Here is an 18,583-nt window from a genome sequence, read left to right as displayed (position 1 = left end):
CGGTGTCCGCGCTGCGCAGGTGTGTTATCTTGGGCGCCCTTGCCGAAACGGTCGCCCGCTGAAGGCGTTGCGGCGCCTTTAATCCAATCGTTGTCCGGAGCTTTTTATGCTGAGTTTTCTGCCAGCCCCCATCGTCGGCTGCCTGGCTTCATTGTCCCTGGCGATCAATACAATTTTCTGGTGTACGCTGCTGTACATCCCGGCCATACTCAAACTGATCATTCCCATTCCCGCATGGCGTAAGGCCTGCACCCGCCTGATCATCCTGATTTCCGAGGCATGGATCGCCTGCAACAGCGGCTGGATGTCTTTGACTCAACGCACTCAGTGGAAGGTGGAAGGCCTGGAGGAACTGCAGCGTGAGGGCTGGTATCTGGTGGTCTGCAACCATCAAAGCTGGGTGGATATTTTCGCCATGCAGCACGTGCTTAACCGACGCATTCCTTTTCTTAAGTTTTTCCTGAAAAAAGAACTGATCTGGGTGCCCGTCATTGGATTGGCCTGGTGGGGACTGGACTTTCCTTTCATGAGTCGGCACACCCCGGAGCAGATCGCCAAGCATCCCGAGCTGAAAGGCAAGGACATGGAAACCACGCGCAAAGCCTGTGAAAAATTCCGCACGACGCCAGTCAGCGTGATGAACTTTGTCGAAGGCACCCGTTTCACCAAACGCAAGCACGAACGCCAGCAGTCTCCCTATCAGTATCTGTTGAAGCCTAAACTGGGCGGCGTGGCCTTTGTCCTGAGCGCTATGGGGGAATACATTCCCACCATGGTGGACATCACTATTCACTATCCCGGCGGCGCGCCGCGTCTGCGGGACTTTATGTGCGGACGCGTGCCGGCGGTGGAAATGTATATTCGTCGTATCACCATTCCTGAAGCGTTGAAAAGTCGCAATGTTGACGATGAAGCGTTCAAACAGGAGTTCAGAGACTGGATGACGGCGTTATGGCGGGAAAAAGACGCCAAACTGGCGGCGCTTAATCAGTCAAAGCAAGCCTGAGTCCGCCTGTGTCGCAGTCCCGTCACTTAAAAGCGGATGTTTTGCTGCTGTTAGTCACCTTATTGGCCGCAGCCGGTTGGATTTTCTCCAAGGAAGCGCTGGCCGGGTTGCCGCCCCTGTTGTTCATCGGCATACGCTTTTTCTGCGCCGGCGTGATTCTGGCGGCGGTGGGGCGTCGTGCGTTGATGTCGCTGTCCGCAAAGCAGTTACGGATCGCGCTGTCCACCGGCGTACTGTTCGCCGCCGCCATGTGCCTGTGGATCTCCGGGCTATTCTACGGTGATCATGTGGGGGAAGGGGCCTTCATCACCAGTCTGGCCATGGTGCTGGCGCCTTTGGTGTCTCGCGTTATCTTCGGGGAGAAACTGGCGCTCGCCACCTGGCTGGCGCTACCGGTCGCCACTTGCGGGCTGGCGTTGCTGTCATTGCGCAACGGCCTGCATCCAGGATTGGGACAGTTGTTTTTTCTGGCTTCAGCGGTGCTGTTTTCGCTCAACTTCACCTTGAATACCCACATGTCTGCGAAAGTGCCGGTCATCGCCCTGACTACGGTGCAGTTACTGACTGTCGGCGTCACGGCCTCGGGACTGTCCCTGGCGTTGGAAGAGTGGCCCCAGCAGGTCAGCGCCGGCATCTGGGGATGGGTGGCCGCCAGCGCCGTCATCGCCACCAGTCTGCGTTTCTTTTTGCAGACCTTTGCGCAGAGCCTGACGCCCGTCAGCCATGCGGCGGTGATCATGACCATGGAGCCGGTATTCACCACCCTGATGGCTTTGCTATGGTTGGGAGAAACCATGTCCGGCATGCAGATGCTGGGCTGTTTCTTGATATTCTCCGCGCTATTGATCAATCGCTGGCGTGCGGCGCGAATGGCGTTTAAGGGATTGATGCGCTGAGACAAAGGAGAGACCTCGAATGATTGAAATGACCCGGGATGAAAAACAGCAACTCGTTGTGAAAGTGAAAGACTACTTCGCCAGTGAACTGGATCAGGAGATCGGCGGTTTTCAGGCGGAGTTTCTTATCGACTTTTTCGTGCGGGAAATCGGCCCCCGGGCCTACAACAAAGCCCTGGACGAAGCGGAAAATATCATTCGCATGCAGGTGGAGAACATCAGCGATGCGCTGTATGAACTGCAGCAGGCGCCTGCGGACTGAGTCGTCCGCAAGGCGGCTGTTTCAGTAGACGCTGTTGCGGCGGGCGCGCTGACCGATGACCGCCAGCGCCGCCACCCGGTAAGCTTCCGCCAGGGTGGGGAAGTTGAAGATACTCTCCACGAAAATATCTACGTCGGACTTGGAGAGCAGCGCCATTTGTCCGATGTGTATGAGTTCGGTGGCTTCCTCGCCAACGATTTGTACGCCCAGTAACCGGCGTCCCTCACCGTCGCACACCAGCTTCAGCATGCCGTCCTGATTGCCGGAAATATGACCGCGGGCGATTTCCGCAAACGGCGCTCGTCCCACGATGATCTTGCCATGCGCTTTGCGCGCTTCCTGCTCGCTCATCCCCACGGAAGAGAGCTCCGGCACCCCGTAGATACCGACGGGAATCATCTCCGGCATACTGCCGACTTCCAGGCCAATAGCGTTGCAGGCGGCGCGGCGGCCTTGCTCCATGGAGGCGGAAGCCAGTGACGGCGGTCCGATGACATCGCCGGCGGCGAAAATATTCGGCACCCGCGTGCGTAATTGATCGTCTACCGGAATCACGCCGCGTTCGTCCAGCTCCAGGCCGGCGTTGACGATATCGAGATCCTTGACGTTGGCCACTCTGCCGGCGGCGCACAGTAATTTCTGGGTGATGATGGTGCGGCCGTCCTCCAGTTCGGTGATCACGTCGTTGACGCCATCGAAATACACCCGTTTCACCACGCTGTCGCCCATCCACACGCCGCCCATGTCCTGGAAGGAGTTGACGAAGTTGTCGGTCAGGTCTTTGTCGAGGAAGCCCAGCGGTCGGGGGTAGCGATCAATCATGATCACGCGCACGCCCAACGCCTGAAATATGGAGGCGTATTCACTGGCGATAACGCCGCCGCCCAGCACCGCCAGACTTTTCGGCAGATACAGCATGGACAGCACGGAATCGCTGTCGAAGATATTCTCATGATCGATTGGCGCGTGATCCGGTTTACGAGGGAAGGAACCGGTGGCGATGACCACATAGTCCGTGGCCAGCACCTGCTTTTCGCCTCTGACGGAGGTCACCTCCACTTCATTCGGACTCAGAAACCGAGCGCGGCCGTGAATGCGCTTGATGGCGTTACGGTCGATCTGTCGGCGCATGTATTCGTCATGGGATTTCATGACGTCATCCAGGCGATCGATCAGCGTCGCCATTTCCAGATCTTCACTAAGCTTGAATCGGAATAGAGCGGCGTTTTTGCGCATGTTATTGACGCGCAGCGCGTTCTCACGCAGCGTTTTGCTGGGGATGGTGCCGCGATGCACGCAGGCGCCGCCGAGCAGGGCGTCGCGCTCGACCAGGGCGACCCGTTTGCCGGCCTTGGACGCCTGCACCGCCGCTTTCTGACCGGCGGGGCCGCTGCCAATGACGATAATGTCGAAGTCGCTCATGCGCGCATGGCCTCCAGTCCCTGATTCACGGTCTCGGACTGTTCATACAGTTCCGCCACTTCATCTGGGTACAGATTCAAATCCGCCATGGCGGGCAAGGCCAGCAAGGTGTCTTTGTCCGGTTCATCAAACAGGAAATGGGAAGCGAACTGCTTACCCGCGCGGATTAATTTCGCCTGATCCTTGCCGTTGCCCGCCTCTTGGTAATTGTCTTGATGGGTCACCGCGTCGATGATCAGTTCCGGCATGCGCCAGTGCTCTAACGCCAAACGGGCGGCGTCCAGATGCAGCTCGTCGACGATCTCCAGCAGTAGATCCAGTTCCGGTTGCAGCCCTTCCGATCCGGCCACGTCCAGGGTCTCCTGCAGCATGATGGGTTTGCCGACAGAGTGCAGCAACCCGCACAGGAACGCCGCTTCCACATTCATCCGCGTGCGCCGGGCGATTTCCTTGCACCAAAGCGCAGTAGCCAGGGCGTGGCGCCACATGGCCCCGATGCGCTCTTCATAGCCGGGGGCCTTGAACATGCGGGCGTTGATGGAGGCGGCGAGGGCGATGTCGCGAATTGACACCATGCCGAGGCGGGCGATGGCCTGCTGCAAGGACACAATGGAGGCGTTGGGAGAATAAGCGGCGGAGTTGGCGATACGCATCACCCGCGCCGCCAGAGCCTGATCCCCCTGAATCACCTTGACCAGCTCGGACGCGCCGGAGTCGGGGTTGTTGGTGATGGCGATCACTTTCTGCGCCACTTCCGGCAGCATTGGAATATCCAGGTTGCCCGCCTGGATGCGGGAATCCAGCTCCTGGGTCAATGGATCAGCGGAGGAATGGGTATCTGGCACGGGTGACTAACTCCATGTTTTATTTATTTTTCAGTGTAGACTATGCATGGCCGATTGCGCTTGGAAATGAACCCCGTTCAGGGGCCGGATGGATTATTTGCTTGCTGTGTCCGATTATGTATGCTTCTGTTTTTAATTATAAAGGTGATGGATGCCTGTGCTTCGTTTCATAATGATCCTCCTTACTTTCACTATGGCTGGCGGTATGGCTGGATGTTCAACGGACAACGGCGACGGAAGCAGATTCGAGGCGCTGATGACGGCTTCCAAGCAAGAAAGGGAAAAGGCCAGTCAGGATCTGCAGAAAATTTCCAAGTCCTTTTCCGACGGCAAAACTTCCAGAGAAAATATGAGTGAACAGGTGCTGACTCAACTGGAAGTCAAAGTGAGCAATGGTGAGGACGCTTCTGCTGAGCGTCAGCAGATCCAGGAGTTGGCGGAACAGATCAAGCGCGAGTCCGATGCGGTGCTGTCCGCGGTGGACAACTTGTTCAATGAATCCGTGAAAGCCCTGGCCCTGGCCTCCGCCGCCTATGATCTGTGCGGTATTGAAGGCGAACGCGCTAACCTGGTCGCCATCGTCAGGAAAATGGATAACCACCCGGACCGCAAATACAACGCTGAAGACGCGTACTGGAAGTTCAAATGGGAGTTCCAGAACGAGTTGAAGGAAGGCGATGTGGAAACCGAGTGTAAGTACTTCCTCAGCCAGAAAGACGAGCTGGAAGCCAGCTTTGAGCTGGCGTTCCAGGCGATGAGCTATTCAAAGAACCTGCATCCGCAAGGCGCGGATACCGTCACTCCCTGATCTAACGACGGGATGACAGGGTCAGATCCAGTGTGTGGCTCTGGCCCGGCTCCAATTCGATATAGTCGTTCAGCAGCTTCCCAGTCTCCACACACAGCATCTGTCTGTAGCTGTCCGGCGAGAACTGGGACAGGCGTTTACTCTTCTCGGTCCAGGGATTCCATACCACGGCGGAACGGCTATCGGCGGACTCCAGGACGATGAAACGCTCCCACTTTTTATCATGAATGCGCAGTATCGCCGGCGTATCGTAGTAAATGCGATCCACTTCCTCTGTGATGTGCAGAGGGCCGTCCTGCTTATGCAGGCTCCACCCGCGCAGCGAGTCGATGTAGGGCAGGTCGTCCAGGTCCAGCACGCTGACCTGCTGAATATCCGACACGGCGAAATAGGTATGCAAAGCGCAGCTCAGGTGCTTGGGCTGATCTGACAGGTTGAACGATTGCAGCTCCATTTTCATTACTGCGCCCAACCGGTAAGTGACCACCGCTTTCAGGCCCAACGGCTCGGCGTTCAGCTCAAAAGCAATGGTGGTGCTGGTTTCCTCTTCAGTAATGCTCAACAAACGCCATAGCGCATTGCGCGCTACGCCGTGAGCGGGGGCTTCCTGTATCGGGAAACTGTTGCGCACGGGGTCCGCATTGCGCTCCAGAAAGGCGAACCAGGGCCAGCAAATGGGGACGCCCTGACGTACGGCTTCCCCTTTTTGATACGCCACGTCTGGATTGCGCCATAAAACGGGATGCTCGCCATGGGGAGCATAGCTGATCAACTGGCCGCCCTGCAGGGTCAGGCTGGCGGAGCACTCAGGGCGCTCGATTTCAATCAGGTCAAGGTCGCCGACGTGTTTAATCGTCACTGAGTCGTACATCCCTGCGTCATGGTTCTGGCTCATATCAATCACCACCTCTAATAGGAGGCGGAACGCTTACCACCGGGCGCGCCGCCTGCTGAGTCGTCTTTTTATAATCGTCAGTTTAATCCGCTTTGTCATCAGAGAGATAGACGTCTCCGATCAGCCATCCGAAACGCGTTATTTGAATAACTGCGCCATCGGTTTGAAGCGCTCGCCGGCGGCTTCTTTCTGCAGTTCAAACAGGACCATTTCCACGCTGGATGGCGTCGCGCCCAACGCCTGCATGCGCTGCAAACCCAGCTCGCGATTGGCGGGGTCGCGGGAGGATATGGCGTCGTTGATCAAAGTGACGTCATATCCAGCCTCAATCAAATGATAGGCGGATTGATAGACGCACACATGGCTTTCAATGCCCGTCAGCAACACCCGCTTTCTGCCGCTTTTCTGCAGCGCTTCCACGAAGCGGGGCTCGCCGTAGCAGCTGAACGCGTGTTTGGGAATCGGACGCAGGTCTGGGAGCAACTCGGTGATTTCTGGAATGGTGGAGCCGAGCTTTTCTGGAAGTTGTTCCATCCATAGTATGGGAATATCAAACAACAACGCGCCTTTGACCATGCGTTGCAACTGAGAGAACAGTCTCTCTTTCTCGTGCATGAGCTGAGCGAGCTTGCCCTGGATATCCACCAGAACCAGTACGCAGTCTTTCGCTTCAAGCCATTGGTAGGCGGCGGTCATGACAGTCATTCTCCTTTCTTGGAAATCGGTACGGACGTAGTACGGACATAGTGCGGACGCAGTCCTGAATGCCGAAATAAAATCTCACGGCGTCATGATAGGAGTATATCCCTTGCTCGCGCTGGGGGCATCCGGGTTTAGCCCCCTGGGAACGGCTTAGGCGCAGGATAGGAGCGAAGTGCTTGGGGTAGAGGAGATGAAGCCAGATTTTGTCACTATGCTATCGGCGCCATTCGTCCCCTGGTTCGAATTATCGGGAGTTCAGTCTGGTCTTGTCGCTCTGTGAAAACATGGTAGTTTTCTATAGGTTGCTGATATGACGATGTCAAAATCCAGCAGGCCCTAAAGGTTCGCTAGCTTTAATTGCATTGGGATATAACGTTAAACCTAATCCCGTCAGGATCAATATTCCCCCAGTTAGGGTTCCAAAGGTAGGGTTTTCCTTTTAAGCACACTTTAGATGTAGGAGTCAGATTGTTGGCTAATATATTCTCTATATTCAATACGGAAGAGGTCGGGATGATCGTTTTTCCAATTAATTCCGCGTTTGAAGAGGAAATTACCTCCATGTGGTAACATTTTTCACAAGCAAGTTGTAGGTAAGTTGCTTCTATGCTTACCTCTTCTCCCTGTAATGAAAAAGCAAGTTTGTATGTGATAATGGGCAGTGCTATTAATATAATAATGAGTAGCTTTTTCATAGTATTTTCTGAATACTTTCATGGGTGATTACGCCTGAGATCTGTGTAGTATGAATCAGATTTCCATTTGAGTACACTGACCTCTCCCCATGCCTGTAGTCTTGTTGCCTAACAGTCGTTTTTGCGCCGTTTATATTTGGATTTTATTTGTCGGTATGGCCAATGACATACGACTTGGTCTTTCCAGCTTGATATAGCTCTTTAGATAAGGCGATGGTCAGAGTATCGCCAGGCATAGATCCCCTGGCTGTGTTGCAACCATGTATTTGGATTCGTGCATCTTCAGTAAAAACTTTGAAATTTATATCTGAAACATATCTGCTGTCGTCAGAAAACGAGTAGATGCCATCTTCCCAGGAGGAATAGTAGAAGGCGAGCCCGGTTTTTGCGAAGAACCCTGTTATCAAACCACAATTCTCATTCTCATTTTCAGAAAAATTGAGCGAGTATGGCGTTCCGTGGCAAAGTATGTCTAAGGAGCTTACGGAAGATATCTGATTGTTGTTCAGAGCGTTTATCATGTCTGCGGCATTGGTTATTTTTATTTTATTGATATTTCCTGATTTATAGTCGTTTATTACATTAAGGGCAGCGAACTCAAATGCACTATTATGAGCAACGCCTAACTGTCTTATGCTTCCGTCTGCATTTTTCTCTCTTGTGCCGCCGCAAAATATATATCGTAATCCCATTACATTCACCCTTAAGGCTAGTTAAAGAGCTATGCGAAAAACTACCAAAGATCTGCGTTCGCTCGAATTTTGCGCATATAGTTGTAGTTCAAAAGAACATGGTGGGTTGTGATGTCCCAGAGACTCCCGTGCGTTAAAAGAGTTAACCTCCATATTTAAAGGTATCAGGTGGCATCGTAGCTAAAATTTGTTCCGCCCCAAATCAGTATTATGGAATAGGTCGTGCAGTGTCTCACGAAAATTTCTTGTTTTTCCTCGAGCGCTACGATAGATGTCTGCAACCGTGTATAAGTAGATTTTCCGCTCAGGATCAAAGTGTCCTGTGCGCCATGATGCGGCATCCTGCAGGTATAATAAGAGTCGCGTTATCTACCCTAAATCCAATGACGTTTAATAACTCATGCGCTTTACGCCCTTTCATTCTGTGCTTTTGTTAAGTCTCTATTTTGCGGAAGGTTTTCCCGCAGGTTTGATGGTGCATGTGATTCCGCCGGTGCTGCGGGAGCATGGCGTTCCGTTGGAGTATATCGGTCTGATCAAAATGCTGGCGTTCCCGTGGGTACTGAAGTTTTTATGGGCGCCTTGGGTGGATCGTTACAACCTGCTCCAGCTGGGGCTGCATAGAGGTTGGATCATTACGGCCATTGGCGTGGTCAGCGGGTTGTTACTTTGGTTGGGAACGATGCATCCGGGCCACCTTGGCGCCTGGGGGATTCTGCTTTTCATGCTGATTCTGGTGTGCTTAAACTTTGGCGCGGCTACTCAGGATATTGCGACGGATGGACTGGCGGTGAAACTGCTTCCGCCGCCTATGCGCGGGTGGGGGAATGCTCTCCAGGTCGGCGGCTATAAAGTGGGTATGATCGTCAGCGCCAGTCTGCTTTTGATGGCCATCGATAAGATAGGCTGGGGCTTGAGCCTTTATAGTATGGCGGCGATCCTGGTTTGTTGTTTGGTTCCTATCCTGCTGTTCGATGAGCGTCCCTTAGGCGATGTCTCGCAGACGGATGAGAGACATCAGGATGGGAGAATTAAGTCGCCGGTGAGTCTGGCGCTGATTCTCAACACATACCTGTCTTTCCTGCGCCAACCCGGCATGATCTACTGGGTGGCTGTGCTACTGCTGTTCAAAATGCCGGACAGTCTGGCTTCCGGAATGATCAAACCCATGCTGGTGGACAAAGGCATGTCGCTGTCTGACGTGGGCGTGGTGACGCTAATGTCCTCACTGGTTGGCGTGGCGGCGGTTTTCGCCGGCGGTGGTTTTTATGACCGCTTTGGTCCAAGGGTCTGCCTGGTGTCGCTGTCTTTGCTGCAGGCTCTGGCGTTAGCGATGTATTCCATTGTCAGCGGCGGCGCAACGGAAATGCCGGTTGTGCTGGCGGTCGCCATTTTCGAACAGATAGTCGACAGCATGGCGAATGTCGCCTTGTTCGCCATGATGATGCATTACTGCCGCAAAGAACATGAAGGCGCGGACTTTACGCTGCAAGCCTGTATTCAGGTGATTATTTCCGGCGCGGCGGGCGTATTCAGCGGCTTCGTCGCCAAGATGCTGGGCTATGACGGACTGTTTATCGCCGCAGGGGGGATCAGTCTGCTGGTGGCGTCTCAGGTCCTGCATTACTTCCGCATGGACCCGGACGCGGTCAGAGAGTGGCGCAGATTGAAAGAGGCTCCCGCTGAATAGTGGGAGCGGAGACTATCGCATCAGGCTTTTCACGACAGGCGCGACCCAGTTCTTCGGGACCAGACGCGGCGACTCCACCATCATCTTGTTGAGCATCCCGTGGACCACGACGGGCTTGCCTTTCAGCGTCGCTTCGTAAGCCTGCTCCGCCACTTTTTCCGCTGGCATGCGGCGGATGTACTCCATCGCTTTCAGTACGCCGGTTCCCGCCTTGTCGAAAAATTCGGTTTCCGTGGGTCCGGGGCAGGATACGGTGACAGTGACGCCCTGTGATTTAAGTTCAGCGTGAATCGCCCGTGACAGCGATAGCACATAAGCTTTGGTGGCGTGGTATACCGCGAAATTGGGGCCCGGCATAAAACCGGCGATGGAAGCGATATTCAGGATGCGACCGCCGCCTTGCTCCACCATGTCGCGGCCAAACAGTTTGCAGAGCGAAGTGAGCACGGTCACGTTGAGGTAGATGGTTTCCTCTTCCAGCTGATAGTCGCGCTCGATGAATGAGCCAAAATATCCTCGTCCCGCATTGTTCACGAGACAGTCTATCCGCAAGTTGCGAAAACGCACTTCGTCGTACAGCGCCCGCGCGGCGTTATCAGCGGTCAGGTCAAAGCCAATGCACTGACTGTCGGTTGCATATTGTTCTTTCAGCTCTGCGGCCAGACGCTCGAGATTGTCGCTGCGTCTTGCGACCAGGGTCAGATTCCAGCCATTGCGGGCGAATACCCGCGCCAGCGCCAGACCAATACCGGAGGAGGCGCCCGTGATCAATACAGTTTTCGCGCTCATAATTCCAACCCCTGTCTTGTGTTATGCATATTTGTCAGATTCCAGCGTGACCTTGATGTAAGCCTGAGTCTTGGTGTGAGGCTGAGGGCTGTTTTTGTACGCCCATTAAGCATCGAATAGCAGTCTATCAGTACAAATGACCGTTGGTCATTTTCAATTTGGCCAACTCCATCAAACTTTATCTATTCGCCCTGTGGATAAATGCTAGACTGCTTTTTTGCCTCGAATGATATTGATAAGCTTGGAGCTTATCGGACTTCATAAACAACTATGGACAGCATCAGGCTCTGGCGCCCACATGAGTGAATCGGACCCAAAGAAGTTCATCGAGATTAACTTTCCGGTTTTAAAGCAACGAACTGACCGGGTGTTGCGGGGGGCCGGCCAGTTTGCGGTCAGTACGGTAAAACTGCCGAAATCCTTCCTTCCCATCGGCCAGTTGATCCTCAGCGACGACCTCGTTGACAGAGAACAACTGGCCCGCGAGCTGGATCTGTTATTCGAAGCCCTCTACCAGCACCCCATCTCTGAACAATCCAAGGCCCTGACCGGGTATCTGCGCAAGTACAAACTGATTCCCAATGAAGAGACGACTGAAGGTCTGATTCAGTTTCTGGTCAAACAGACTGTATCGCGAAGCCCGGTGGAGATTCCCGAGGCTATCGTCAATGAGTTCTGGCAGTTCTTCCATGAGTTGATCAGCGCGCCGGAGTTGAAAGGACTGGTGGAGCTCAACCTGGATATTATCCGCTCCGTGTTGCGCGCCTATGAGCCGCTGCTGGTGGATATCATCAATCGCATCAAACATTTGCGACATGTGAATAACCTCGCTATCGGCGAAATGGCGCAAAAGGCGAGGGTGCTGCGCAGCGATCTGGCGATTTTGCGTCGACAGATCCGAGCTATCCGTTATATCAAGCCCTTCCTGCAAACCGATCCGCGTGATTTCGCCGGGCAGGCGCAGATCGTGGCGAAAATGGTGCGCGAGTTCGGCCCTTTGTTTATCAAAATGGCCCAGGTAGCCGCTGCGAATGCGGAGTTCCTGCCGGAAGAAATCGCCACTGAGCTGAAAGTGTTTCAGGAAGACGTGCAGCCGATGACGGCGGAGGAAGTGAATCAGGCGTTTCTGGAATGCTACGGCAAGCTTCCGGGCGAGATATATTTCGGCTTTGATGTCGCCAATCCCTTGCGTTCAGGCTCCATTGGCTCGGTATATGTGGCGAAGAAACCCGTGCGCCGGGATGGCGTCGAAATGCTGGTTCCGATTGTCGTGAAGGTATCCAGGCATAATCTTGAGCGCGAGTTTCAGATGGGCGCGCTGGCCTTGGAACTAATGTTGATATCAAGTCAGTACTGGGCGCCTCACACCAAACTGCTGCCGTTTTTGGAGGCAATGTCCCGTCAGGTTAAAGAATTCACACGAGGGTTCGAACAAGAGCTGAACTTTGAGGACGAGGCGGCGATACAAAAACGTTTTTATCGCCGCTCTCAGGACAGCGATAGTTGGTCCGTACCGCAAATATACTCCGCTACCGGGCGCATTATTGAGATGGAGTATCTGGAGACGGCGCTGTCAGTGGATCGTTTGCTACGGGAAGTGGCGGGACAGGAAAAGGAAGACCTGCGCCGGAAAGTCGCGGAGCGCTTTCTATTCACCGTTTTGCAGCACGTCCTTGTGTATCAAGAGTTTCATGGTGATTTACATCCGGGCAATATCATGGTGACGCCTGAAGGCCGCTTGTTTCTGATCGACTGGGGCAATGTGGTGGATATGCGGGGTAAGTGGCCGTTAGTCTGGGATTATGTCTATGGAGCGCTGACAGCGGATGTGGAGCGACTCACTCACGCACTAATTGAAATGAGCACGCACCCGGAAGACAACCGTCGCCGCAGAGAGTTTATACGCGCCGCCTTGACGGAAACACTGAAGAAGAAAGGGGTTACGCCACTGGGCGTTCATGCTTTGACGCAGTTGTACAAAGAGGGCGTGACAGGCGTTCAGCGTCGTTTGCAAACAGTGATGCACCTGCTATCCAATACCTATCAACTGGGAATTATCGTTCAAAGCGACTACCTGCACCTGAGCCGTTCCATCACCGCTATGGCTGGCGCTTATTTGAGCATGTACGAGCAGGCTCCACGCTCTCAGCTGTTTATGGATCTGGGGTTCGGCGTTACATTGTTTCCTTATCGCCTGGTTCGTGACCGTGTGCAAAGCCGGTTGAAGAACTTGCGCGGCCTGATTAGCCGAGCCTGAGTGCCCCATATGAGGTCTCAAACAGCGCTGAGAGCGAGTCTTTAAGTGTGTCTTACCTCACATTTTTTCTAACAGGCGCCTGCCTTTTTCCCCATCTTTCCTAGACCACTTAGGTTGTTTATCTACCTGCCAGCCTTAGCTTGTTATGCTAACCGGCTTGTATATAAAGCCTTTTATTTACACAGGTATAACTAATTTTACACAATGTAACATGCCATTTTTTTCTGGTAGAATGCATTTTATGTGTACAGGTCAAAAGCAGACTTGTACTATCTAGGTATGGTTAAAAATTGAACAAAATAAGGTGTGGCTTTTTCTGGTTGGGTCCATGTCTTGAGCGCTGGGTGAGACCAGCTTGAAGCTTAAGAGCCTATCGCTTTTCAGCAGGTGGCTGCTGAGTAGTAACAAAAAGCCGCTGGGTAGTATGAAAGCCGAATCAGGCTGTAGTGTAGTAAGAGAGCTTAGAATGGAACTTCCACATTTTGATGAACTGCTTGAAATGGCCAAACAAAGGCCTGAAGCATTGGAAGCGCTAAGAGAAGAGATGGTGGAGTACATCATCACCTCCGCCCGGACTGACTGTCAGCGCAAGCTGCGTGGACTTCAGTTCAAGGTCGATATGACCCGCGCCAGAGCCAAGACCCCCTTGGCGGCATGCATCAAGATCAGTCAGTTAATGCATGAGTCCCTGGCGGAGCTGCGTTACTGCTTGAACGAGCGTTATGACTTCGCCTTGGCTGAGGCGGAAGCCGCCCCGGTTTCCAATGCCGAAGTTATCTCTCTCGAAGACTATCGCAGTCGAGCCTGATCCCAGGCGCTTCTCTCTCCCGCAATGGATTGCTTTCTCGGCGTTAACTGATCGCAACGCCGTAATTATGCGTTTTATCCGGTTCCGGCGGTCTCCACTCGTGCATTCAAAACACCTGGGGTAAACTGCCGCTCCACCTGCCAGCTGATGTGGAGTGAAACGGTGAATGCATCCTCTTTTCAAATAGTCGCCGATTACGATGACTTACTGGTCGTTGATAAAGCGCCAGGAACATCTTTTCATGATGAGGACGGTGTGCGTGGCCTGTGCTCCAATGTGGCGGACGCTATAGGCGCCCGCGTATATCCTGTGCATCGCCTTGATAAAGTAACGTCCGGATTATTATTGCTGCCGAAAACGCCAGCGTTAGCTCGCGAATTGACCGAGCAGTTCAGCGCCCGCCAGGTTGAGAAATTTTACTTAGCCCTGTCTGGGCAAAAGCCGCAAAAAAAGCAGGGTAAAATCATCGGCGATATGGAAAAAGCGCGCGCGGGCGCTTGGAAGCTAACCCCGGGACGCGAAAATCCCGCCGTCACCCAATTCTTCAGCCACACCCTAATGCCCGGCGTCAGGGCGTTTATCGTGCGCCCATTAACAGGGAAAACACATCAGATTCGCGTTGCGTTGAAAAGTATCTCGGCGCCCATCGCCGGGGACGAATTATATGCGGGAAAGGCGGCCAGAGATTTTGACCGCACATACTTGCACGCTTATGGCATGCGTTTCAGCTATAAAGGGGAACGCTTGGCGATTATCCGTCCACCGCAGATTGGGGAGTTGTTTGTGTCTGAGGCGATGCGCGGCTTATTGGAAGAGGGGTGGGAGTCTCCTTGGGATTTACCCTGGCCGGGGCGCTGAAATTTCGGCGCCGCTACAACGCCAGCACTTTCTGTTCGCCGCAGCGGGCGCAACGGTATACCGTCACCAGCTTGCCTGATTTTACGTCGAATTGCTTTTCCTTACTGACCTCCCATTTATGAAAGCCGTTGCGGCACAGGGTTTTACCTTTGGCTTTCTTCTTCAGGGACGGCCTTTTGAATGGAATGACATCTCCCACGGGGTTTCTCGCATTTGTTAGCCTTGAAAATGTGAGCATAGCTCCGAAACGGTTGAAATATCCATATTCGCCCCCACTTTCTGGCCACAAGCGCCGGATAAATCGCCGGCCTGCAATCAATATTATTTCACTTGTTTCCGATACGGACTTACGCCAGGAGTTTGTCGACCGATGACGACTGCAACAGAAAAGCAAACCTTAGGCTTTCAGGCTGAAGTGAAGCAATTGCTTCACCTGATGATTCACTCGCTCTACAGCAACAAGGAAATATTCCTTCGCGAATTGGTATCCAACGCGTCGGACGCCTTGGATAAGTTACGCTTTCAGGCGTTGAGCAAAGAAGACCTTTACGAAGGCGACAACGACCTCAAAATTCGTCTGGAGTTTGATGAGAAAGCGCAGACCATCACTTTATCAGACAACGGTATCGGCATGAACCGTGATGAAGTGGTGACGAACCTGGGCACCATCGCCAAATCCGGTACGGCGGAATTTCTTTCCAGCCTGACTGGCGACCAAAAACAGGACTCACGTTTGATCGGGCAGTTCGGCGTGGGCTTCTATAGCGCCTTTATCGTCGCCGACAAGGTGGAAGTTTTTACCCGCCGCGCAGGCATGAAACCTGAAGAAGGGGTGCGTTGGGAGTCCAGAGGGGAAGGCGATTTCTCCATTGAAACTGTAACCAAAGAAGAACGCGGCACGCGCATTGTGTTGCACTTGAAAGAAGAAGAGAAAGAGTTCGCCAACGGCTGGCGCTTGCGTAGTCTGGTGAAAAAATACTCTGACCATATTTCCTTCCCGGTTGAAATGATCAAAGAAAATATGGACGTAGGGGAAGAGGAAGAAGGCAAAGAGAAAGCGGAATCTGCGCCTGAATTCGAATCGGTGAACGAAGCGACTGCTCTCTGGACCTTGCCCCGTAACGAGATTAAAGACGAAGACTATAAAGAGTTCTACAAACACATTGCTCACGACTTCAGTGACCCATTGCTGTGGGCGCATAATCGTGTGGAAGGCAAGCTGGACTACACCAGTCTGCTGTATGTTCCCGCTAAAGCGCCCTATGACTTGTGGAATCGCGAAGCGCCACGTGGTCTGAAGCTATATATCCAGCGCGTCTTCATCATGGATGACGCCGAGCAGTTCCTGCCGCTGTACCTGCGTTTCGTGAAGGGCGTCGTGGACTCCAACGACCTGTCCCTGAACGTATCGCGGGAAATTCTGCAGAATGATAAGGCAGTGGAAAGCATGCGCTCCGCGCTGACCAAGCGCGTGTTGGACATGCTGTCCAAACTGGCCGCTGACGATGCGGAAAAATACCAGTCCTTCTGGGATGAGTTTGGCCGAGTATTGAAAGAAGGTCCGGCTGAAGACTTCGCCAACCGCGAGAAAATCGCCAAGTTGATGCGCTTCTCCAGCACACACCAGGACGACGATAAACAGACTCAGTCTTTGGAAGACTATGTCAGCCGCATGAAACAGGGGCAGGATAAGATCTATTACATCACTGCCGAGTCATACAGCGCTGGCGTGAAGAGCCCGCATCTGGAGATTTTCCGCAAGAAGGGCATTGAAGTGCTCGTGATGCATGACCGCATTGACGAGTGGTTGATGAGCCATCTCAACGAGTTTGACGGCAAGCACTTCCAGGATATCGCCAAAGGTGAACTGGACCTGGGCGAAGTGGAAGACAAAGAAGAGAAGCAGAAGCAGGAAGAGGTTTCCAAAGAGGCGGAGCCTTTGCTGAATCGCTTGAAGGAAGTGTTGAAAGATCACGTGGAAGAAGTGCGTGTGACTCACCGCTTGACCGACTCTCCCGCCTGTCTGGTGGTCGGCGCTTATGACATGGGCGTGCAAATGCGCCGCATCATGGAAGCGGCGGGCCAGGCGTTACCCGAGAACAAACCGACCTTTGAGATCAACCCTGAGCATCCCCTGGTGAAAAAGCTGGGTGAAGAACAGGGCGCGCGCTTCGAAGATCTGACCTGGGTGTTGTTTGATCAGGCGCGATTGGCTGGCGGCGAGAACCTGAAAGATCCCGCTGGCTACGTAAGCCGTCTGAATAAACTGCTGCTTGAGCTTTCTAACGCGGGCTAAGCCTCGTGTAGCTGTCAACTCTGTTCAGCACGGACAGCAGTAATAAAAAGGCCGCTTTAATCAGCGGCCTTTTTTGTGGGAGAAAGATGGGCTACAGGTGTCTAATGGAAAACGATTAGCGTCTGGCGGCGCGGCGTACGGCGGAAGTTGAGAAGTCGCTATCTCTCAGTCCGGGCGCAAAGTCGCGAGGTCTTTCTTCGTTATCCAAACCGTCGACGAAATAACGCCCTGACTTCAGGTCGTAAATAACCTCCAGTGTGGTCCAGGGGGCTTTCACCTCGTAGTAATTCACCAAGTGGGCCTCCGATACGCGCCATAGCTGGCCTTTATCGTCATAATCCTCCGCAACCAGCAGTTGCCAGGAGTCCTCGTCGAAGTACATGCGGCGCTTGTGATAGATGTGGCCCAGTCCTTCGCGCAGGATGCCTTCCACCACCCACACCCGGTGTGCTTCGTAGCGAGCATGTTCCTGGTTGATGTGGCCGGGACGCACGATGTCGTTCATGCGCAAGTTGCTGGAGTGCAACTGGTAAGCGTTGTAAGGCACATACATGATCTTCTTGGCGATCAGCGTCCATTCATATTGGTCCGGCGCACCGTTGTACATATCAATTTGGTCAGTAGTGCGCAGCCCTTCGCTATTTGGGGCCTCAGCGTCATAGGCCAGGTTGGGGGAGCGCCGCAGGCGACGTTCACCGGCTTGGTAACGCCAGGACTGTCTGGGAGAGCGAATTTGATCCAGCGTCTCATGCACCAGATTCATGGTTCCTGCGAGCTTGGCGGGAGCGACTACCTCCGTTTTGAGGTAGAAGATTTTGTTGTCGATGTCTTCCGGCCGATTGTGCTGCTGAGCATACACAAAGAAATACTCATAGTCGGTTGTCACCGGCGTGTAAGAACCGTCTGGAAGCGTGGCCGCGAACGAAGAACGAAATGCCGCCTCTTCACCCCGGTAGCGCAGGATATGGTTCCAGATAATCTCCACTCCTTGATTTGGGATAGGAAATGGACTGGTGATCAAAGAGCCCTTAACGCCCGTGCCGCGAGGCATTAGTTCCGCCTTGGCGGCGTTTTGCTTCAGAGCGGCGTAGACGTGGTCAGGGTAAGAGGCGCTGCGGCGGCTGGGATATACTTTCAGAATGTAATCGCTTGGATACTTCTGCAGCAGAGCCTTGTGGCCTTCGGTCAGTTTGTCTGAATAATCCTGTGCATTGCCGGCGTTGATAATGAAACGTGGAAAGTCCGCATCAAAAGGGTCGGCATGCCATTTATCTGGATTGTAGTTCGCAGGCGGTTGCTTAATGCCTCCATCCCAAGAGGGTACTTCACCCCCTTCGCTGCCGGCCCTCTCGGCGCCGAGTGGCGTGAGATCCCGGTCCAAGCGCGCCACCTGATCCGGCGGCGCCTTAGCTGGGGCGTTTTGCGCGATTAGTGAAAATACGAGTAATACCAGTGCGTTATTTATATTTTTTCTTGCGTTACGGCTATAAGCCATGTCTTTCTCACTCTCTTTCTAGAAGTAACAGACAGTTCCCTTACTTTCTCTCCCTGGACAAAATTATAGCAGTCTAAAATATTATTCTAGTTTTCTCACTAGCGCCTTTGTTAGCGTTTATGGCGGGTTGCTGCTGAACGTTAACTTGTGTAAGGGGCGAGCCTGGG

18 protein-coding genes are annotated in these 18,583 nt (G+C 53.4%); 9 read left to right on the top strand and 9 right to left on the bottom strand.

Annotated elements, in window-relative coordinates:
* Positions 1–106: 106 nt before the first annotated feature.
* The 3 genes from EUZ85_RS23180 to EUZ85_RS23170 are packed head-to-tail and all read left to right on the top strand — an operon-like array spanning position 107 to position 2,164.
* The gene (locus EUZ85_RS23180) at positions 107–1,006 is read left to right on the top strand and encodes an acyltransferase (RefSeq protein ID WP_127972390.1); all 900 of its coding nucleotides are present in this window, start codon (positions 107–109) and stop codon (positions 1,004–1,006) included.
* Between the two features lie 8 nt (positions 1,007–1,014).
* Entirely contained in the window at positions 1,015–1,902 is an 888-nt protein-coding gene (locus EUZ85_RS23175) for a DMT family transporter (protein ID WP_127972388.1), read from the top strand.
* Between the two features lie 19 nt (positions 1,903–1,921).
* Positions 1,922–2,164 (top strand): DUF2164 domain-containing protein, encoded by a 243-nt coding sequence (locus EUZ85_RS23170; protein WP_127972386.1) that lies wholly within the window; start codon positions 1,922–1,924, stop codon positions 2,162–2,164.
* 21 nt (positions 2,165–2,185) lie between these two features.
* Here the strand turns inward: EUZ85_RS23170 and sthA are convergent, their stop codons facing one another.
* Complete coding sequence (gene sthA, locus EUZ85_RS23165) at positions 2,186–3,586, bottom strand: Si-specific NAD(P)(+) transhydrogenase (protein ID WP_127972383.1); 1,401 nt, start codon at positions 3,584–3,586, stop codon at positions 2,186–2,188.
* On the bottom strand, positions 3,583–4,431 hold the full coding sequence (locus EUZ85_RS23160; protein ID WP_127972381.1) for an HDOD domain-containing protein: 849 nt from the start codon (positions 4,429–4,431) through the stop codon (positions 3,583–3,585). The genes sthA and EUZ85_RS23160 overlap by 4 nt, the downstream gene beginning before the upstream one ends.
* Before the next feature lie 205 nt (positions 4,432–4,636).
* On the opposite strand from EUZ85_RS23160, the gene EUZ85_RS23155 reads away from it, so the two are divergent.
* Positions 4,637–5,239, top strand: coding sequence for a hypothetical protein (locus tag EUZ85_RS23155; protein WP_127972379.1), 603 nt, complete (start codon positions 4,637–4,639; stop codon positions 5,237–5,239).
* 1 nt (position 5,240) lies between these two features.
* Here the strand turns inward: EUZ85_RS23155 and EUZ85_RS23150 are convergent, their stop codons facing one another.
* The 4 genes from EUZ85_RS23150 to EUZ85_RS23135 form a co-directional block, all read right to left on the bottom strand.
* Positions 5,241–6,134 (bottom strand): D-hexose-6-phosphate mutarotase, encoded by an 894-nt coding sequence (locus tag EUZ85_RS23150; RefSeq protein WP_127972377.1) that lies wholly within the window; start codon positions 6,132–6,134, stop codon positions 5,241–5,243.
* A 138-nt stretch (positions 6,135–6,272) separates the two neighbouring features.
* Positions 6,273–6,839 (bottom strand): hydrolase, encoded by a 567-nt coding sequence (locus tag EUZ85_RS23145; RefSeq protein ID WP_241566837.1) that lies wholly within the window; start codon positions 6,837–6,839, stop codon positions 6,273–6,275.
* 350 nt (positions 6,840–7,189) lie between these two features.
* On the bottom strand, positions 7,190–7,531 hold the full coding sequence (locus tag EUZ85_RS23140; RefSeq protein WP_127972374.1) for a hypothetical protein: 342 nt from the start codon (positions 7,529–7,531) through the stop codon (positions 7,190–7,192).
* Between the two features lie 143 nt (positions 7,532–7,674).
* The gene (locus EUZ85_RS23135; protein ID WP_127972373.1) at positions 7,675–8,223 is read right to left on the bottom strand and encodes a hypothetical protein; all 549 of its coding nucleotides are present in this window, start codon (positions 8,221–8,223) and stop codon (positions 7,675–7,677) included.
* Between the two features lie 400 nt (positions 8,224–8,623).
* Here EUZ85_RS23135 and EUZ85_RS23130 point away from each other — a divergent pair, with 400 nt between their 5' ends.
* A complete protein-coding gene (locus EUZ85_RS23130; protein WP_127972372.1) occupies positions 8,624–9,913 on the top strand; it encodes an MFS transporter in 1,290 nt (429 codons plus the stop codon).
* Positions 9,914–9,925: 12 nt separating this feature from the next.
* On the opposite strand, the gene EUZ85_RS23125 is transcribed toward EUZ85_RS23130, so the two are convergent.
* Positions 9,926–10,702 (bottom strand): SDR family oxidoreductase, encoded by a 777-nt coding sequence (locus EUZ85_RS23125; protein ID WP_127972371.1) that lies wholly within the window; start codon positions 10,700–10,702, stop codon positions 9,926–9,928.
* Between the two features lie 298 nt (positions 10,703–11,000).
* Between EUZ85_RS23125 and EUZ85_RS23120 the strand changes: the two genes are divergently transcribed.
* The 3 genes from EUZ85_RS23120 (at position 11,001) to EUZ85_RS23110 (ending at position 14,625) form a co-directional block, all read left to right on the top strand.
* Positions 11,001–12,959, top strand: a complete 1,959-nt coding sequence (locus tag EUZ85_RS23120; RefSeq protein WP_127972369.1) for an AarF/UbiB family protein — start codon at positions 11,001–11,003, stop codon at positions 12,957–12,959.
* A 466-nt stretch (positions 12,960–13,425) separates the two neighbouring features.
* Complete coding sequence (locus tag EUZ85_RS23115; RefSeq protein ID WP_041598539.1) at positions 13,426–13,767, top strand: DUF3135 domain-containing protein; 342 nt, start codon at positions 13,426–13,428, stop codon at positions 13,765–13,767.
* Between the two features lie 162 nt (positions 13,768–13,929).
* A complete protein-coding gene (locus EUZ85_RS23110) occupies positions 13,930–14,625 on the top strand; it encodes a TIGR01621 family pseudouridine synthase (RefSeq protein WP_206617936.1) in 696 nt (231 codons plus the stop codon).
* A gap of 13 nt (positions 14,626–14,638) precedes the next feature.
* Here EUZ85_RS23110 and EUZ85_RS23105 read toward each other — a convergent pair whose 3' ends face one another.
* Positions 14,639–14,824 carry a hypothetical protein gene (locus EUZ85_RS23105; RefSeq protein ID WP_011395964.1) on the bottom strand — a complete coding sequence of 62 codons (186 nt, stop codon included), beginning with the start codon at positions 14,822–14,824 and terminating at the stop codon, positions 14,639–14,641.
* Between the two features lie 171 nt (positions 14,825–14,995).
* Between EUZ85_RS23105 and htpG the strand changes: the two genes are divergently transcribed.
* The gene (gene htpG, locus EUZ85_RS23100) at positions 14,996–16,921 is read left to right on the top strand and encodes a molecular chaperone HtpG (RefSeq protein ID WP_127972363.1); all 1,926 of its coding nucleotides are present in this window, start codon (positions 14,996–14,998) and stop codon (positions 16,919–16,921) included.
* A gap of 115 nt (positions 16,922–17,036) precedes the next feature.
* Here htpG and EUZ85_RS23095 read toward each other — a convergent pair whose 3' ends face one another.
* Positions 17,037–18,416, bottom strand: coding sequence for a DUF1329 domain-containing protein (locus EUZ85_RS23095; protein WP_127972361.1), 1,380 nt, complete (start codon positions 18,414–18,416; stop codon positions 17,037–17,039).
* Positions 18,417–18,583: the final 167 nt, after the last annotated feature.

This window comes from Hahella sp. KA22, from assembly GCF_004135205.1.
In the GTDB taxonomy this organism is placed as follows: domain Bacteria; phylum Pseudomonadota; class Gammaproteobacteria; order Pseudomonadales; family Oleiphilaceae; genus Hahella.
The sequence above is the reverse complement of the archived record's forward strand: the minus strand, read 5'-3'. Positions and strand labels throughout refer to the sequence as shown.